At 65.3% G+C, this 17,016-nt stretch carries 20 protein-coding genes; 17 read left to right on the top strand and 3 right to left on the bottom strand.

Features of this window, described 5'->3' with window-relative positions:
• Positions 1 to 18: 18 nt before the first annotated feature.
• The 17 genes from RMO95_RS20060 to RMO95_RS19980 all read left to right on the top strand — a co-directional run bounded on the left by RMO95_RS20060 (position 19) and on the right by RMO95_RS19980 (position 15,032).
• A complete protein-coding gene (locus RMO95_RS20060; protein WP_310452448.1) occupies positions 19 to 726 on the top strand; it encodes a YqgE/AlgH family protein in 708 nt (235 codons plus the stop codon).
• A 72-nt stretch (positions 727 to 798) separates the two neighbouring features.
• Positions 799 to 960, top strand: a complete 162-nt coding sequence (locus tag RMO95_RS20055) for a hypothetical protein (RefSeq protein WP_310452447.1) — start codon at positions 799 to 801, stop codon at positions 958 to 960.
• A gap of 264 nt (positions 961 to 1,224) precedes the next feature.
• The gene (gene urtA, locus RMO95_RS20050) at positions 1,225 to 2,493 is read left to right on the top strand and encodes an urea ABC transporter substrate-binding protein (protein WP_310452446.1); all 1,269 of its coding nucleotides are present in this window, start codon (positions 1,225 to 1,227) and stop codon (positions 2,491 to 2,493) included.
• Between the two features lie 136 nt (positions 2,494 to 2,629).
• Entirely contained in the window at positions 2,630 to 4,153 is a 1,524-nt protein-coding gene (urtB, locus tag RMO95_RS20045) for an urea ABC transporter permease subunit UrtB (protein ID WP_310452445.1), read from the top strand.
• Between the two features lie 101 nt (positions 4,154 to 4,254).
• The gene (gene urtC / locus RMO95_RS20040) at positions 4,255 to 5,376 is read left to right on the top strand and encodes an urea ABC transporter permease subunit UrtC (RefSeq protein ID WP_310452444.1); all 1,122 of its coding nucleotides are present in this window, start codon (positions 4,255 to 4,257) and stop codon (positions 5,374 to 5,376) included.
• 181 nt (positions 5,377 to 5,557) lie between these two features.
• Positions 5,558 to 6,301, top strand: a complete 744-nt coding sequence (gene urtD / locus RMO95_RS20035) for an urea ABC transporter ATP-binding protein UrtD (RefSeq protein WP_310452443.1) — start codon at positions 5,558 to 5,560, stop codon at positions 6,299 to 6,301.
• Positions 6,302 to 6,409: 108 nt separating this feature from the next.
• A complete protein-coding gene (gene urtE, locus RMO95_RS20030; protein WP_310452442.1) occupies positions 6,410 to 7,102 on the top strand; it encodes an urea ABC transporter ATP-binding subunit UrtE in 693 nt (230 codons plus the stop codon).
• Between the two features lie 20 nt (positions 7,103 to 7,122).
• Positions 7,123 to 7,977, top strand: coding sequence for an urease accessory protein UreD (locus tag RMO95_RS20025; RefSeq protein ID WP_310452441.1), 855 nt, complete (start codon positions 7,123 to 7,125; stop codon positions 7,975 to 7,977).
• Between the two features lie 91 nt (positions 7,978 to 8,068).
• A complete protein-coding gene (ureA, locus tag RMO95_RS20020; protein WP_310452440.1) occupies positions 8,069 to 8,371 on the top strand; it encodes an urease subunit gamma in 303 nt (100 codons plus the stop codon).
• A gap of 11 nt (positions 8,372 to 8,382) precedes the next feature.
• The gene (locus tag RMO95_RS20015) at positions 8,383 to 9,330 is read left to right on the top strand and encodes an alpha/beta hydrolase (protein ID WP_310452439.1); all 948 of its coding nucleotides are present in this window, start codon (positions 8,383 to 8,385) and stop codon (positions 9,328 to 9,330) included.
• Between the two features lie 19 nt (positions 9,331 to 9,349).
• Positions 9,350 to 9,658 (top strand): urease subunit beta, encoded by a 309-nt coding sequence (locus tag RMO95_RS20010; protein WP_310452438.1) that lies wholly within the window; start codon positions 9,350 to 9,352, stop codon positions 9,656 to 9,658.
• 184 nt (positions 9,659 to 9,842) lie between these two features.
• A complete protein-coding gene (gene ureC, locus RMO95_RS20005; protein WP_310452437.1) occupies positions 9,843 to 11,543 on the top strand; it encodes an urease subunit alpha in 1,701 nt (566 codons plus the stop codon).
• A 1-nt stretch (position 11,544) separates the two neighbouring features.
• Positions 11,545 to 12,060 carry an urease accessory protein UreE gene (gene ureE, locus RMO95_RS20000; RefSeq protein ID WP_310452436.1) on the top strand — a complete coding sequence of 172 codons (516 nt, stop codon included), beginning with the start codon at positions 11,545 to 11,547 and terminating at the stop codon, positions 12,058 to 12,060.
• On the top strand, positions 12,057 to 12,734 hold the full coding sequence (locus tag RMO95_RS19995) for an urease accessory protein UreF (RefSeq protein WP_310452435.1): 678 nt from the start codon (positions 12,057 to 12,059) through the stop codon (positions 12,732 to 12,734). The genes ureE and RMO95_RS19995 overlap by 4 nt, the downstream gene beginning before the upstream one ends.
• Complete coding sequence (ureG, locus tag RMO95_RS19990; protein WP_310452434.1) at positions 12,731 to 13,390, top strand: urease accessory protein UreG; 660 nt, start codon at positions 12,731 to 12,733, stop codon at positions 13,388 to 13,390. The genes RMO95_RS19995 and ureG overlap by 4 nt, the downstream gene beginning before the upstream one ends.
• 182 nt (positions 13,391 to 13,572) lie before the next feature.
• On the top strand, positions 13,573 to 13,929 hold the full coding sequence (locus tag RMO95_RS19985; RefSeq protein WP_310452433.1) for a CZB domain-containing protein: 357 nt from the start codon (positions 13,573 to 13,575) through the stop codon (positions 13,927 to 13,929).
• Positions 13,930 to 14,018: 89 nt separating this feature from the next.
• A complete protein-coding gene (locus RMO95_RS19980; protein WP_310452432.1) occupies positions 14,019 to 15,032 on the top strand; it encodes a hypothetical protein in 1,014 nt (337 codons plus the stop codon).
• A gap of 54 nt (positions 15,033 to 15,086) precedes the next feature.
• Here the strand turns inward: RMO95_RS19980 and RMO95_RS19975 are convergent, their stop codons facing one another.
• The 3 genes from RMO95_RS19975 to RMO95_RS19965 form a co-directional block, all read right to left on the bottom strand.
• Positions 15,087 to 15,320, bottom strand: a complete 234-nt coding sequence (locus tag RMO95_RS19975) for a DUF3567 family protein (RefSeq protein WP_310452431.1) — start codon at positions 15,318 to 15,320, stop codon at positions 15,087 to 15,089.
• Between the two features lie 134 nt (positions 15,321 to 15,454).
• A complete protein-coding gene (cynS, locus tag RMO95_RS19970) occupies positions 15,455 to 15,898 on the bottom strand; it encodes a cyanase (protein ID WP_310452430.1) in 444 nt (147 codons plus the stop codon).
• Between the two features lie 12 nt (positions 15,899 to 15,910).
• Positions 15,911 to 16,840, bottom strand: a complete 930-nt coding sequence (locus tag RMO95_RS19965; protein ID WP_310452429.1) for an ABC transporter ATP-binding protein — start codon at positions 16,838 to 16,840, stop codon at positions 15,911 to 15,913.
• Positions 16,841 to 17,016: the final 176 nt, after the last annotated feature.

Raw genomic sequence — 17,016 nt, 5'->3', positions numbered from 1 at the left:
GCGGACTATACTTTGTCCATGCGTCGCCGTTTCATCTCCTGGGTGGCATTGATAGCCGCGCTGTGGCTCTGCAGCAGTCCATCCTTGCGCGCCGCCGATGTCGAGAGCGCCAGTTCCGTGCTGCTGATCGCGGCCGAAGGAATGGCCGATCCGCGCTTCCGGCAAAGCGTGGTGCTGGTGACGCGGCATGGCAGCAGCAACTCGACCATCGGCGTGATAGTCAACCGCAGCCTCGGCGTGCCCCTCGACCGTGTGTTTCCCGAACTGAAGCAGGCGGCAGAACACCACCTGCATTACGGCGGGCCGGTGGCGGAGGGGCAGATCGTGTTCCTGGTGCGCAGCGCGGAGGAACCGGCGGCGGCGATCGCCATGGCGGAGCAGTTGTTCCTCAGCAGTGACGGCGGCAGCCTGCGGCGGCTGCTGGCGGCGCCGACGCCGGTGAAGCGTCTGCGCGTGTTCAGCGGTTTCGCCAGTTGGGCGCCGGATCAGCTGGAGCACGAAATCGATCGCGGCGACTGGTTTCTGTTGCCGGTCGACGCCGATGCCTTGCTCGGCGATGCGCCGGACGACATGTGGCTCAAGCTGTGGCGCCGCGCCACGCAGCTGATGGTGCAGGGCTCGCCCTTCGGCCGGCAGGCGGCGCAGCGGCGGGATGTCGCTACTGCGGCGCTGGCGCAAGCGTGGACGCATGTCGTCCGGCATCGCGATCCGGCGTCTCCGCTTTAGGCGAAACAGACTACCTGCCGGCGTCGGCACGCGCATACTGTCCGGCTCCAGTCATCCGCAGAAGGAATTCCCATGACGCTTTGTCCGATTGCCATCGTCGCCGGCTGCCAGAAATGCCCGGCCTTCAAGATTTGCCCGCTCAAGGGCGTGATCGGCGACCAGCCGTCGAAGCCGGAAGCGCCCGCCGAGGCCCGGTCGAAGCCACGCAAGGCCGCGGCGCGCAAGAAGAAGTAGCCACCCTGTATGCATGGTGGTTTCTTGCCGGGAGGCCAGCCGGCGCACCAATAGGGAGCAGCGGAATTTCCTTGCAACGCCATTCTGGTGCGTCCCCGGCGTTTCCGTTGTGAGCTGACCATCCAGGCTTGAACCAGCCGCAGCGGCCGATTGCGGCCGTTCCCGCCATTCTGCCAATGGCATGGCACGCCCTTCGCTATGGAAGGACTGCACCGTTTCAATCCAAACGGTCGGTCCGCTCAATTCCATTGAAAGGGGAACACCATGCAACGTCGCAATTTCGTCAAGGCCACGGCCCTTACCCTCGCCCTCGCCGCTGCCGGTTTCGTCACCCAGCCCGCCATTGCCGCCGACACCATCAAGGTCGGCATCCTGCATTCCCTCTCCGGCACCATGGCCATTTCGGAAACCGCGCTGAAGGAAACCGCGCTGATGACCATCGCCGAGATCAACGCCAAGGGCGGCGTCATGGGCAAGCAGCTCGAAGCCGTGGTGGTCGACCCGGCCTCCAACTGGCCGCTGTTCGCCGAGAAGGCGCGCCAATTGCTGACCCAGGACAAGGTCGCGGTGGTCTTCGGCTGCTGGACCTCGGTCTCGCGCAAATCGGTGAACCCGGTGTTCAAGGAGCTCAACGGCCTGTTGTTCTATCCCGTCCAGTACGAGGGCGAGGAACTCGAAAAGAACGTCTTCTACACCGGCGCCGCGCCCAACCAGCAGGCGATCCCGGCCGTCGAATACCTGATGGGCAAGGACGGCGGCTCGGCCAAGCGCTGGGTGCTGCTCGGCACCGACTACGTCTATCCGCGCACCACCAACAAGATCCTGCGCGCCTTCCTCAAGAGCAAGGGCGTCGCCGAAGCCGACATCATGGAGGAGTACACCCCCTTCGGCCATTCCGACTACCAGACCATCATCGCCAAGATCAAGAAGTTCGCCGGCGAGGGCAAGAAGACCGCCGTGGTGTCGACCATCAACGGCGACTCCAACGTGCCCTTCTACAAGGAACTCGGCAACGCCGGCCTCAAGGCCACGGACGTGCCGGTCGTCGCCTTCTCGGTCGGCGAGGAGGAACTGCGCGGCGTCGATACGAAACCGCTCGTAGGCCACCTCGCGGCCTGGAACTACTTCCAGTCGGTGAAGAATCCGGCCAATGACGCTTTCATCAAGATGTACAAGGACTGGGCCAAGAAGCAGAAGCTGCCCAAGGCCGACAGCGTCGTCACCAACGATCCGATGGAAGCCACTTACGTCGGCATCCACATGTGGGCCCAGGCGGTCGAGAAGGCCAAGAGCACCGACGTAAACAAGGTCATCGCCGCGGTCGGCGGGCAGAAGTTCAAGGCGCCGTCCGGCTTCGAGATCCAGATGGACCCGAAGAACCATCACCTGCACAAGCCGGTGCTGATCGGCGAAGTCAAGGCCGACGGCCAGTTCAACGTGGTGTGGAAGACCAAGGGTCCGGTCAAGGCCGCACCATGGTCGCCCTACATTCCCGGCAACGACAAGAAGAAGGGCGAACCCGAGGGCAAGTAAGGCTTAACCGCGCCGATGCACGCCCCCTCCCCTTCAAGGGGAGGGCTGGGGTGGGGATGGGGAAAATGCTGCGGATACTTGCCCCATCCCCCACCTAACCTCCCCCTTGAAGGGGGAGGAACAGGGTGTGTTCGCCGTGGCAAAAGTTTTTTACACCATGCGCCATCTCCTCCTTGCCTTGCTGTGCTGCCTGAGTCTCGCCGTCCATGCGGCGCCGGATCCGGCCTTGCTGCGCCAGCTCGCCGCTGAGGAGTCGGACGAGAAGATTGCGGCGATCCAGAAGCTCGCGCTGACCGCCTCGCCGGAAGCGCTCGCCGTGCTGCAGCAACTCGCCGACGGCTCGCTGAAGGACGACAAGGGCGAGGAGATCACCATCAACAACCGCGTGCGGCGCGCGCTCGAAGGCGCGCTGGCGGTGCTCAAGCTGATCGATCCCGACGTGAGCGTGCGCTTCGCCGCCGTCAAGGAAATCGCCAGCAATGTCGATGCCGCGATGGCGCCGATGCTGGCCAAGGCGCGCGACCGCGAAACCGAACCGAAGATCCGCGCCCTGCTGGTCGAGGCGCACGCGCTCGCAACGCTCAAGGATGCCGACCCGCAGCTGCGCATCGCCGCCGCCAAGGCGCTGGCCGGCAGCGCCGACCCGAACACCCAGGCCGTGCTCAAGGCTCAGTCGGAGCCGGCCAACGAGGTTGAAACCGAGGTCCGCCGTGCCGCCTTCCAGTCCTACCTCGCGGTCAAGGACCGCCTGACCCTGGCCGAAACCCTCGGCCGCATCTTCTCGGGCCTGAGCCTGGGCAGCATCCTGCTGCTGGCGGCGCTGGGCCTGGCCATCACCTATGGCGTGATGGGCGTCATCAACATGGCCCACGGCGAGCTGCTGATGGTCGGCGCCTACGCCACTTACGCGATCCAGGGAGTCTTCCGCACGCATTTTCCCGAGCAGCTCGACTGGTATCTGCTGGCCGCGGTGCCCGTGGCCTTCTTCGCTGCCGCCGCGATCGGCGTGCTGCTCGAGCGCACGGTGATCCGCTGGCTCTACGGCCGCGCCCTGGAAACCCTGCTTGCCACCTGGGGCCTGTCCTTGATGCTGATTCAGGCCGCGCGCGTGATCTTCGGTGCGCAGAACGTCGAGGTCGCGAATCCCTCCTGGATGTCGGGCGGCCTCGAAATCCTGCCTTCCATCGTGCTGCCGCTCAATCGCATCGTCATTGTCGGCTTCGCCCTGTTCGTGCTGATGCTGGTCTGGGTGCTGATGAACAAGACGCGGCTGGGCATGTTCGTCCGCGCCGTGACGCAGAACCGCGCCATGGCCGGTTGCGTCGGCGTGCCGACGGGGCGCATCGACACGGTGGCCTTCGCGCTCGGCGCCGGTATCGCCGGGCTGGGCGGCGTCGCCCTGTCGCAGATCGCCAACGTCGGCCCCGACATGGGCCAGGGCTATATCGTCGATTCCTTCATGGTGGTGGTGCTGGGCGGCGTCGGCCAGCTCGCCGGCGCGGTGTGGGCGGCGCTGGGCCTCGGCATCGTCACCAAGTTCATCGAAAGCTGGGCCGGCGCCGTGATCGCCAAGATCGTCGTGCTGGTGTTCATCATCATGTTCATCCAGAAGCGTCCGCAGGGCCTGTTCGCCCTCAAGGGCCGCTTCGTGGAAAGTTGAAAACCATGAGCCACAGAGGACACAGAGGTCACAGAGAAAGTCAAAGTCATGGGGTTTTTCTCTGTGACCTCTGTGTCCTCTGTGGCTAAAAAGGTTTTGCCTTGAACACCCGAACCCCCTTCATCCTCCGCTTCCTGCAAGCCACGCCAAAACAGGGCTGGATCGCGATCGCCGTCGCGGCGGCGCTGACTCTGATCTTGCTGCCGGCGCTGCACCTGCTGCTGCCGGCAGGCCATCCCTTCCATGTCTCGGCCTATGTCATCACCCTGGTCGGCAAGATCATGTGCTACGCCATCGTCGCCGTGGCGATGGACCTGATCTGGGGTTACACGGGCATCCTTTCGCTCGGCCACGGTCTGTTCTTCGCGCTCGGCGGCTACGCTTTCGGCATGTATCTGATGCGCCAGATCGGCCGCGACGGCTCCTACCAGTCGGACCTGCCCGACTTCATGGTCTTCCTCGACTGGAAGGCGTTGCCCTGGTACTGGACCGGGTCGGACTCCTTCCTCTGGTCCATCCTGCTGGTGCTGCTGGTGCCGGCGCTGGTGGCCCTCGTCTTCGGTTTCTTCGCCTTCCGCTCGCGCATCAAGGGCGTGTATTTCTCCATCATCACCCAGGCCCTGGTCTTCGCCGCGATGCTGTTCTTCTTCCGCAACGAAACCGGCTTCGGCGGCAACAACGGTTTCACCGACTTCAAGCGCATACTCGGCTACAGCATCACCGCGCCGGAAACTCGCGTGGCCCTGTTCGCGCTGACCGCAGCGATGCTGTTGGCGACCCTGGTGCTCGGGCGATATCTGGTGACATCGAAGCTCGGCCGGGTGCTGGCGGCGATCCGCGACGCCGAGTCGCGCGTCATGTTCATCGGCTACAACCCGCTCTATTACAAGCTCTTCATCTGGACCCTGTCGGCATTGTTGTGCGGCATCGCCGGCGCGCTCTACGTGCCGCAGGTCGGCATCATCAATCCGGGCGAGATGTCGCCGGCGAATTCCATCGAGATCGCGATCTGGGTTGCGGTCGGCGGTCGCGCTACCTTGATCGGCCCTGTGCTCGGCGCCTTCATCGTGAACCTGGCAAAGAGCTTCTTTACCGTCGCCTTTCCCGAGTACTGGCTGTTCTTCCTCGGCGCGCTCTTCGTCGGCGTCACGCTGTGGCTGCCGGATGGCGTTGTCGGCCTGTGGCGCAAGCTGCGCGAGAAACGCGCGGGAGCGACGTCGTGAGCGCGCCCCGCCGGGCCGCCCCAAGGGGCGCGCAGGCACCACATGGAGCCGCGCCGCGGCGAACCACCGTTACCCCCTGCCTTGGGGCGAAGGCAGGGTTTCGCAGAGCACTGCTCTGCGCTGCCGCAGCCGGACGGCTATGCAGAGCCGTCCGTGGGATAGGGGCCGGGAGGATGGTCGTATGAGCCAGCCCAGCATCCTGTTGCTGCACGAAGTCACGGTCAGCTTCGACGGCTTCCGCGCGCTGAACGAGCTCTCGCTCGACATCGAGGTCGGCGAACTGCGCTGCATCATCGGCCCCAACGGCGCCGGCAAGACCACGATGATGGACGTCATCACCGGCAAGACGCGGGCAGACCGCGGCAAGGTGCTGTTCGACCAGGACATCGACGTGCGGCGCATGGCGGAAGCCGAGATCGCGCATCTGGGCATCGGCCGCAAGTTCCAGAAGCCGACCATTTTCGAGAACCTGACGGTGTTCGAGAACCTCGAACTCTCGATGAAAATGGACAAGCGCGCGCGCACCAGCCTGTTCGCATGGCTGGACGACGACGCCCGCGACAAGATCGCCGACACCCTGCGCCTGATCCGCCTCGACCATGAAGCCGAGCGTCAGTCCGGCCTGCTCTCGCACGGCCAGAAACAGTGGCTGGAAATCGGCATGCTATTGATGCAGGATCCCAAGCTGCTGCTGCTCGACGAACCCGTCGCCGGCATGACCGATGACGAGACCGCGCGCACCGGTGAACTGTTCAAGTCGTTGGCCGGCAAGCATTCCCTGGTCGTGGTCGAGCACGATATGGCCTTCATCGCCCAGCTCGGCGGCATGGTCACCGTGCTGCACGAAGGTTCGGTGCTGGCCGAAGGCGACCTCGCCACGGTGCAGAACGACCAGAGGGTCATCGAGGTGTACCTTGGACGATAAAACCATTAGCCACAGAGGGCACAGAGGTCACAGAGAAGGTCAAAAACCGGGTTGGGTTTTCTCTGTGCCCTCTGTGTCCTCTGTGGCTAAAAAGGTTCTGAATTTTTTATGCTGAAAGTCGACTCTCTTAACCAGTACTACAGCGGCAGCCACATCCTGCGCGATGTGTCATTCTCCGCGCCGATCGGCAAGGTAACGACCGTGCTCGGCAGGAACGGCGTCGGCAAGACGACGCTGCTCAAGGTGCTGATGGGCCTCGTGCCTTCGCGCAGCGGCAGCATCGCCTTCGACGGCCGCGACCTCACGCGCGCCGCTTCGCACCAGCGCGTGCAGGCCGGCATCGGCTACGTACCGCAGGGGCGCGAGATCTTTCCGCGCCTGACGGTGCTGGAGAACCTGCAGATGGGGCTGGCCACGCGACCCGGCGGCACGCCGATTCCGGAGCGTATTTTCGAGATGTTCCCGGTCCTGAAGCAGATGCTCAAGCGTCGCGGCGGCGACCTCTCCGGCGGCCAGCAGCAGCAGCTCGCGATCGGCCGCGCGCTGGCTTTCGGTCCGCGCGTGCTGATCCTCGACGAGCCGACCGAAGGCATCCAGCCCTCGATCATCAAGGACATCGAGCGCGCCATCCGCAGCCTGGCGGCCGAGGGCAACATGGCCATCCTGCTGGTCGAGCAGTACTACGATTTCGCCGCCAGCCTGGCCGACCAGTACCTGGTCATGGAGCGCGGCGAAATAATTTCGCGCGGCGCAGGCAGAAACATGGAGGCCGACGGTGTGCGGGACATGCTCGCGGTGTAACGCGGCGCTATGATGCGCCGATGCATCCTGCGGACCCGATCACATCCTGCTGGCAGGCCTCGCTCGATCTCGGCTTCGAGCGGCGCGACGAGTCCACCCTGCTGGTGCGGCGCGAGCATCGCGGTCCGCTGCGTGTGCAGAAGGCGCTGTATCCCGAAGGGCCGCGGCTGTGCCATGCGATCGTGCTGCATCCGCCGGCCGGCATCGCCGGCGGCGACCGGCTGCAGATCGGCATCGAGCTTGGCGCCGACGCGCAGACCCTGCTCACCACGCCCGGTGCCGGCAAGTGGTATCGCTCGCCGGCCGATGGGAGACTATGGGCGGAGCAGGCCGTGCGCCTGAAAGTTGGCGCTGGCGCCACGGCGGAATGGCTGCCGCAGGAGAGCATCGTCTTCGACGGCGCGCAGGCCGGCATGCGCACTACAGTCGAGCTGGAACAAGGTGCGCGTTTCATCGGCGTCGAAACTCTCTGTCTCGGCCGCCGCGCCAGCGGCGAGACTTTCGAGCGCGGCAGCCTGCATCTCGCCACGGACATCCGTATGGCCGGCAAGCTGCTGTGGCGCGAGCGCGGCGTCATCGAAGGCGGTTCGCCCCTGCTGCATTCGCCGATCGGCCTCGCCGGCTTCAGCGTCTGCAGTACGGTGCTGGTCGCGGGCAGCGACATTGCGCCGGAAACCCTGCGCGCCTGCCGCGCCGTCACCGCGAGCGAAGCCGGCGCGCGCTGCGGCGTCAGCGTCATGCCGCAGCTATTCGTCGGCCGCTATCTGGGCCATTCCGCGCAGGCCGCGCGAGTATGGTTCGTCACTCTCTGGCAATATTTGCGGCCGTCCATCATCGGCTGCGAAGCCGTCGTGCCGCGCATCTGGAACACCTGAACATGAACACGGCGAACCGTAGGAGCGAGCTTGCTCGCGATGCCGGCGCCGATCGCCAGCAAGCTGGCTCCTACGTGGGGAGATTCGTGCCATGGAACTGACACCGAGAGAAAAGGACAAGCTGCTGATCTTCACCGCCGCATTGCTCGCCGAGCGGCGCAAGGGACGCGGCCTCAAGCTTAATTACCCGGAAGCCGTGGCCTTCATCACCGCCGGCATCCTCGAAGGCGCGCGCGACGGGCAGTCGGTGGCCGAACTCATGAGCTATGGCGCGACCTTGCTCAAGCGCGACGAGGTCATGGAAGGCGTGCCGGAGATGATTCCCGAGATACAGGTCGAGGCCACCTTCCCCGACGGCACCAAGCTGGTCACGGTGCACCACCCCATCGTCTGAGCCTCAGCGCCATGCGCCTGCACAGCTTCCTCAGCCTCGGCCCCGACGGCTTTCACCGCATCGCCTATACCGACTGGGGCGATGCCCGCAATCCGCGCGCGGTGCTTTGCGTGCACGGCCTGTCGCGCAACAGCCGCGATTTCGACCGCCTCGCCGCAGCGCTGGAGCTCGACCGCCGGGTGGTCTGCATGGACGTGGTGGGCCGCGGCGACAGCGACTGGCTGGAGGACAAGTCGGGCTACAGTTTTTCCACTTATCTGGGCGACGCTGCGGCGCTGATCGCGCGTGTCACCACGCCGCCCCCCGGCGGCCTGCTGGAAAGTCTGCAGGCGCGGCTGCGCGGGCAGCGGCCGGCGGCCACGCTGGACTGGGTAGGCACCTCGATGGGCGGCCTGATCGGCATGCTGCTCGCGGCCAAGCCCGGTTCGCCGATCCGCCGCCTGGTGCTGAATGACGTCGGCCCCTTCGTGCCCTGGAATGCGCTGATCCGCCTCAAGGGGCATATCGGCAGCGAGACTCGCTTCGCCGACTTCGCCGGCGTCGAGGACTGGGTGCGCCAGGCTTGCAGCAGCTTCGGCGCGCTCGACGAGGATTTCTGGCGCCACCTGGCCGAGCATGCCGCGGTGCGCGAGGCCGACGGCGGCTACCGCCTGCGCTACGACCCGGACATCAGCCGCGGCCTGCCGGTGCATCGCGACCCGGAGCTGCCCATCGGTCCGGAATTCCTGCGCGGCATCGACCTCTGGTCGGCCTGGGAGGCCGTGCGCTGTCCGGTGCTGGTGCTGCGCGGCGAGGAGTCCGAGGTGCTGCCGCGCGAAACCGTGGCGGAAATGCAGCGGCGCAAGCCGGATTTGAAGGTGGTTGAATTCGCCGGCGTCGGCCATGTCCCGGCCCTGGCCTCGGCCGACCAGATTGGGGTGGTGCGCGACTTCCTCGCCGCCGCCGAACAACAGCCCTGAACGCAGAAGGAGGCAGCACATGATTCCAGGCGAAATGAAAATCGAGGCCGGCGAGATCGAGTTGAACGCCGGGCGCCGCACCATGACCGTCGAAGTGGCCAACACCGGCGACCGGCCGATACAGGTCGGCTCGCATTACCACTTCTTCGAAACCAACGAGGCCTTGTCGTTTGATCGCGCGTCGTCGCACGGCATGCGGCTCAACATCGCGGCCGGTACGGCGGTGCGCTTCGAGCCGGGGCAGACGCGTTCCGTCGAGTTGGTTGACTATGCCGGTGAGCGCAAGGTTTATGGATTCCAGGGCAGGGTGCAGGGAGCTTTGAAATGAAACCGCTTGCTGTGTTGAGTCAGGTGCGGGATCGGGAGGACGGGGCATTCTGCTTCGCTCATGTCCTCCGTCGGCGCCCGTTGGGCGCCTCCTCCCCCTTTACTTCGCTGCGCAGAACGCCCCATCCTCCCGATCCGGTGACGCTACTGCAGATTTTCGGTCGCAGCCCCATGGAGCAAACAAAATGAAAATCACCAAACAAGCCTATGCCGAAATGTTCGGCCCGACAGTGGGTGACAGAGTCAGACTCGCCGACACCGAACTCTGGATCGAGGTCGAGAAGGACTACACCATCCCCGGCGAGGAAGTGAAGTTCGGCGGCGGCAAGGTGATCCGCGACGGCATGGGCCAGGGCCAGAGGCTTTCCAAAGATGTGGCCGACACCGTGATCACCAACGCGCTGATCGTCGATGCGGTGCAGGGCATCGTCAAGGCCGACGTCGGCCTCAAGGGCGGCATGATCCTGGCGATCGGCAAGGCCGGCAATCCGGACGTGCAGCCGGGCGTCACGATTGCCATCGGCGCCGGCACCGAGATCATCGCCGGCGAGGGCATGATCCTCACCGCCGGCGGCATCGATTCGCACATCCACTTCATCTGCCCGCAACAGATCGAGGAGGCGCTGATGTCGGGCGTCACCACCATGCTCGGCGGCGGCACCGGACCGGCGACCGGCACCTTCGCCACGACCTGCACGCCGGGGCCCTGGCATATCCATTCCATGCTCGCCGCGGCCGAGGCCTTTCCGATGAATCTGGGCTTTCTCGGCAAGGGCAATGCCTCGCTGCCGGGCCCGCTCGCGGAACAAGTCGAGGCCGGCGCCATGGGCTTGAAACTGCACGAGGACTGGGGCACCACGCCGGCCGCAATCGACAACTGCCTGACGGTGGCCGACGACATGGACGTACAGGTGGCGATCCATACCGACACGCTCAACGAATCCGGTTTCGTCGAGGCCACGCTGGCCGCCTTCAAGGGCCGCACGATCCACACCTTCCACACCGAGGGCGCCGGCGGCGGCCACGCGCCGGACATCATCAAGGCGGCCGGCCTGCCCAATGTGCTGCCTTCGTCCACCAACCCCACCATGCCGTTCACGGTGAACACCATCGACGAGCATCTCGACATGCTGATGGTCTGCCACCACCTCGATCCGGCGATCGCCGAGGACATCGCTTTCGCCGAAAGCCGCATCCGCCGCGAGACCATCGCCGCCGAGGATATCCTGCACGACCTCGGCGCCTTCTCCATGATGAGCTCCGACTCGCAAGCCATGGGCCGCGTCGGCGAGGTGCTGATCCGCACCTGGCAGACCGCGCACAAGATGAAGATTCAGCGCGGGGCGCTGAAGGAGGACAGCGCACGCAACGACAACATGCGCGTCAGGCGCTACATCGCCAAATACACCATCAACCCGGCCATCACCCACGGCATCAGTCATGTCGTCGGCTCGATCGAGCCCGGCAAGCTGGCTGACCTGGTGCTGTGGAAGCCGGCTTTTTTCGGCGTCAAGCCGAGCCTGATCCTCAAGGGCGGCATGATCGCGGCGGCGGCGATGGGCGATCCCAACGCCTCGATCCCGACGCCGCAGCCCGTGCATTACCGGCCGATGTTCGGCAGTTTCGGCCGCGCGCTGAAGACCTCGATCACCTTCGTCTCGCAGGCGGCGCTGAAGAATCCGGCGGTGCTCGCGCTGGGCCTGACGAAACGCCTGGAGCCGGTGAAGAACTGCCGCCATGTGAGCAAGGCCGACATGCTGCACAACAGCGCGACGCCGGTCATCGAGGTCGATAGCGAAACCTATGCGGTGCGCGCCGACGGCGAGCTGCTGGTCTGCGAACCGGCAAGCACGCTGCCGATGACGCAGCGCTACTTCCTGTTCTGAAATGCTGCTGATCGAACAACACGCCGCCGCCGACGCGGTGGCGACCGAACAACTGCTGCTGCCCTTCGATAGCCGCTGCAAGAGCCGCCTGCGTGCGCGGCTGGCATCCGGCGAGGAATGCGGGCTGTTCCTCGAACGCGGCGGCGTACTGCGCGGCGGCGACAAGCTGCTGGGCAAGGACGGCCGGGTAGTCGAGGTGATCGCCGCACCGGAACTGCTGATGCAGGCGGCGAGCGAGGACCCGCTGCAATTGGCGCGGGCCGCCTACCACCTCGGCAATCGTCATGTCGCCGTGCAGGTTCTGGCCGGACATCTGCGCTTCGCCCGCGACCATGTGCTGGGCGAGATGCTGCACGGTCTGGGACTGCCGGTGAGCGAGGTCGAGGCGCCCTTCGAGCCGGAAAGCGGAGCCTATGGCGCCCACGGGGGCCACAGCCACAGCGCCGATGGCGAGGGCGAGTCTGCCAAAACCCGCCCGCGCATCCACGATCATTTTCAACGCGGCCAGCCGCGATGAGCGCCGCTCTTGTTCGGTTGTTACAGCTCGCCAGCCCGGCGCTGCCGGTCGGTGCCTACACCTATTCTCAGGGGCTCGAATGGGCGGCCGAGGCCGGCACTGTGCAGGACGAAGCGAGCGCGCTGCGCTGGATCGGCGACCAGCTCGAATGGAACCTCGGCCGCTACGAGGCGCCGCTGCTGCTGCGCATGCTGGAGGCGTGGCAAGTGGGCGCCGGCGATACGGTGCGCGAACTGGATGCGGAATATCTGGCGACGCGCGAGAGCGCGGAGCTGCGCGCCGAGACGCTGCAGATGGGTTACTCGATGCAGCGCCTGCTGCATGAGCTGGGCGATTTTCCGCCGCCCCTGCTCGCTGCCATCGCCGTATCGCCAGCGCCAACTCTTATGCAGGCCTGGACCTGCGCCGCCGCGGCCTGGCAGATCCCGCCGGCGGACGCGCTCACCGCCTGGCTCTGGAGCTGGGCCGAAAACCAGACCATGGCGGCGCTGAAAGCCGTGCCGCTGGGCCAGGCCGCCGGCCAGCGCCTGCTGCAGGAAATCGGCCGCCGCCTGCCGGCCGTGGTCGAGCGCGCGCTGACGCTGGATCCGGCCGACTACTCCAACTTCGCGCCGGGCTTCGCCATCGCCTGCTGCAATCACGAAACCCAATACACGAGGATCTTCCGGTCATGAGCGTGCACCCAAACAAGCAAGCATTGCGAGTCGATGGTCCACACCCCGCCCCGGCCTTGCGGGTCGGGATAGGCGGCCCCGTCGGTTCCGGCAAGACCGCGCTGACCCTGGCGCTGTGCCAGGCGCTGCGCGAGCGCTACAACATCGCCGTGGTGACCAACGACATCTACACCGAGGAGGACGCCCAGTTCCTGGTCAGGAACCAAGCCCTGGCACCGGAACGCATCATCGGCGTCGAGACCGGCGGCTGCCCGCACACGGCGATCCGCGAGGATGCCTCGATCAACCTCGAAGCCATCGATCGCCTGAATCGGCGCTTCGAAGGGCTGGACCTGATTTTCATCGAAAGCGGCGGCGACAACCTCGCCGCGACCTTCAGCCCGGAACTTTCCGACCTGACGCTGTATGTCATCGACGTCGCAGCCGGCGACAAGATTCCGCGCAAGGGCGGGCCGGGCATCACCAAGTCGGACCTGCTGGTGATCAACAAGATCGACCTTGCGCCCATGGTCGGCGCCTCGCTCGAAGTCATGGAGCGCGATGCGAAAAAAATGCGCGGGGAGCGGCCCTTCGTTTTCTCCAACATGAAGAGCGGCCAGGGCCTGGCGGAAATCATAGCTTTCGTCGTCGACCAGGGCATGCTGCCCGCGCGCTGAGCTGCAATCGGCTGGCATTGGCATCCTTGGGCCCGAGCTGATTCTTGTAGAATGGCCGGGCAGTCCTGGCGGAATCATGGGGCGGTCGCCGGGGCGTGAATGCCGCATCTGGCGGGCTGCCACCGAAAACCCTGAGGATGCGACCCGATGCATTCGATCTGCCACTTGTCATAAAGAACACCATGATCAAAATCGGCCACCAGGACCGCCTGAAAGCGCTCGATACCTTGCTCAACGCCAGGCGCTCGCATACCCTGTGGGTATCCGAGGTCACGCATCAACAGGCGCCTTGCGTCATCGAGGACCACACCCGCTGCGATTTCGGCAAATGGCTGATCGAGGCCGAGGGCATTCTCGGCTCCGTGCAGGAATTCATCGACCTGGGCGAGCCGCACAAGCAGTTGCACGATACCTACCTGAGCCTGAAAGCCGATCAGGATCACGCGCTGCGCAGCAGCAGGATCAGGGACATATCCAGGACGCTGATCGACAGGATCGACAGCCTGGAGAAGTACCTGAACCGTCCGCGCAGCGACTGATCGGCCAAGGCCTGCGCGCGGAAACCCGCCCCGAACGATTTGAAAAGGTGGCTGTCGAATTCGATTCGGATTCGAACCGGAGAGAAATCATGGCCTTCTTCTTCGTTCCTGCCGTCGTCCCGGCATTCGCCATTGCCCTCCTGACCTTGACCCCGACTGGCGCCGCGCTGGCCGGCGGTTCCAACTACGGAGTCCTGCCCGGCGCGCTGCCGCAGATCGGCGGGCAGATCCGCGAATGGGCGGTGCCGACGCCGCGCTTCGCGCGCGATCCGGCGCCTGGGCCGGACGGCAACATCTACATCGCCGTGATGAACGGCAACCGCATCGCCCGCTTCGAGCCGGCGAGCGAGCGTTTTACCGAGTGGGAACTGCCGGCCGGTGCGCGGCCGCACGGGTTGGTGGTCGATGAGGCGGGCATGGTCTGGTACACCGGCAACGGCAACGGCACCATCGGGCGCCTCGATCCGAAGAGCGGCAAGGTGACCGAGTACCGCGTGCCCGGCGGCGGCGATCCGCACACCATCGTGCTCGATGCCGCCGGCAAGCTGTGGTTCACGGTGCAGGGCGGCCAGCGCGTCGGACGGCTGGATCGCGCCAGCGGACGCATCGATGAATTCCCGATGAGCGGCAATCCCTACGGACTGGCGATCGACCGTCAGGGCGTGGTCTGGGTCTGCCGTCTCGGCGCCGATGCGCTGGGCTGGATCGATCCGGCCAGCGGCAGGAGCGGCGAACTCCCGACCGGCAGGGGCTCGGCGCCGCGGCGCATCGCCGCCGGGCCCGACGGCAGCCTGTGGGTTGCCTATTACGGCAATGGCCGGCTGGCCCGGGTCGATCCGCAGGCCAGGCGCATCGTCAAGACCTGGGAACTGCCCAAGGCCGGCGGCGAACGCCCCTATGCCGTCACCGCCGATGCCGCGGGCCGCGTCTGGGTCAACGGCATCGACACCGACACGGTGTCGGTGTTCGATCCGGCGCGCGAGGAGTTTCGCGTCGTCGCGCTGCCCTCGCAGAACGTCGGCATCCGCAAGGCGATCATCGATGCGGCGGGGCGCTACTGGTACATGGGCAGCCACAACGGCCGCTTGGGGGTGGTGCAGTAGCTTCGCCCGGCCCAAAAGCGCTGTGCCACTGGCATGGCCTTGCCCGCAGCAAAATTAGTGGCGCGAAACCGGTTGGTCGAGGATGGCCTCGTAGGAATCAATGAAGTCTTCGAATTCTTCCTGATCGTGTTCCTGCCTCAGAAACTGCGTGAATTCGCCGCGCATGCGGTCGGCCGTCGCGCCGCGCAACAAACCCATCCGCCCATTGCGCTTGTCCAGAATCTCCAGCGCGTCGTGCCCCGGATAATCGATCACGTAAAGCAGCGGGTTGTTGAACAGGACATTCATTGCGATACCTCCAGCGTCGGCTGCTACTGTAGATGCGGCCGGTATGCCCGGATTCAAGTCCCGAGCCGGGGCCGCGAGCAGGAAACAGGCTCCGCGTTCCGGCGGCGATTTTTCCCGCCGCCGGCGGAGTCCGCTCAGTAGGTCTTGTAGGGCAGGAACTTGCCCGACATCATGATGTTCACCCGGTCGCCGGCCGGGTTCGGTTCGCGCTTCAAGTCCATCTTGAAGTCGATCGCGCTCATGATGCCGTCGCCGAATTCCTCGTGGATCAGTTCCTTGAAGGTCGTGCCGTAGACGCTGATCAGTTCGTAGAAGCGGTAGATCAACGGATCGGTCGGCACGGCGGTCGGCAGCGAGCCCTTGTAGGGCACCACCTGCAGCAGGGCCACGGCTTCCGGCGGCAGGCCGAAGACTTTGCCCAGCGTCGTCGCCTGCTTCTTGTCGAAGGTCATCTGGCCGAGGCAGCCGGCGGTGACCCACTCTTTCGAGAGGCCGATTTTCTTGGCCACGTCTTCCCACTTGAGGCCTTTCTTGATCTTGGCTTCGATGATCAGTTCGGTAACGTCGTTGCGGTTCATGGTGCTCTCCTGTCAGTGATTGATGGCCTGTTTCAATGGGGCGGCGGACTTGTCGCTCGCCAGCGTCAGCACCGGCGCGCGCTCGCCGTCCAGGCCGGGCCGGACCACGGGCGGGTTCTTCGCGTCGTGGAACATTCCGGTCTCGGCACCGGCGTAGGTCTTCGAGCGATTGACCAGGAAGTCCACCAGGTGGTTGCGGATCAGGTAGTACTGCGGATCGTGGTGAATGCCGGCGCGGGTGCGGTCGCGCGGCATGGTGACTTCGACGATCTCGGCGATCTTGGCGTGCGGACCGTTGCTCATCAGCAGGATCTTGTCGGCGAGCAGGATCGCTTCGTCGACGTCGTGGGTGATCATGAACACGGTCTGGTGCGTGGCCTGCACGATTTTCAGCAACTCGTCCTGGATGGTGCCGCGGGTCAGTGCATCGAGTGCGCCGAAGGGTTCGTCGAGCAGCAGCATCTTGGGCTGGATGGCGAAGGCGCGGGCGATGCCGACGCGCTGCTTCATGCCGCCCGAAAGTTCGGCCGGTTTCTTGTGGATCGCGGCGCCGAGGCCGACCATCTCCAGATATTTCGTGCAGTGCCCGGTAACCTTGTCCTTCGGCCAGTCCGGCCACTTCGACTTGACGGCGAAGGCGACATTGCCGAGCACGCTCATCCAGGGCATCAGCGCATGGCTCTGGAACACCACGCCGCGATCCAGGCTCGGGCCGCGAACTTCGCGGCCGTCCATGAAGGCGTCTCCCGCGGTGGCTTCTTCGAGTCCGGCCAGCACGTTGAGGATGGTGGTCTTGCCGCAGCCGGAGTGGCCGATGATGCAGACGAACTCGCCGCGGTCGATGTGGAAGTGGATGTCCTCGAACACCGGCGCATTGGTCCCGCCGCCTTGTGCCGGATAGACTTTCTGCAGCGCCTCGACCTGGAGAAAATGTCCGCTCATGCTGTCGCCTATTCCCTGTAAGTGACCAGCTTCTGCAGCCGGCCGAAGATCATGTCGAGCAGCATGCCCACCACGCCGATCATGGTGATGGCAAAGATCACGTTGGGCAGCGCCAGGTTGTTCCACTCGTTCCAGACGAAGTAGCCGATGCCGGTGCCGCCGACCAGCATCTCGGC

It is taken from the genome of Sulfuritalea sp., assembly GCF_031426875.1.
Classification (GTDB): Bacteria; Pseudomonadota; Gammaproteobacteria; order Burkholderiales; family Rhodocyclaceae; genus Sulfuritalea.
This window is presented reverse-complemented; position numbering and strand designations above follow the sequence as displayed.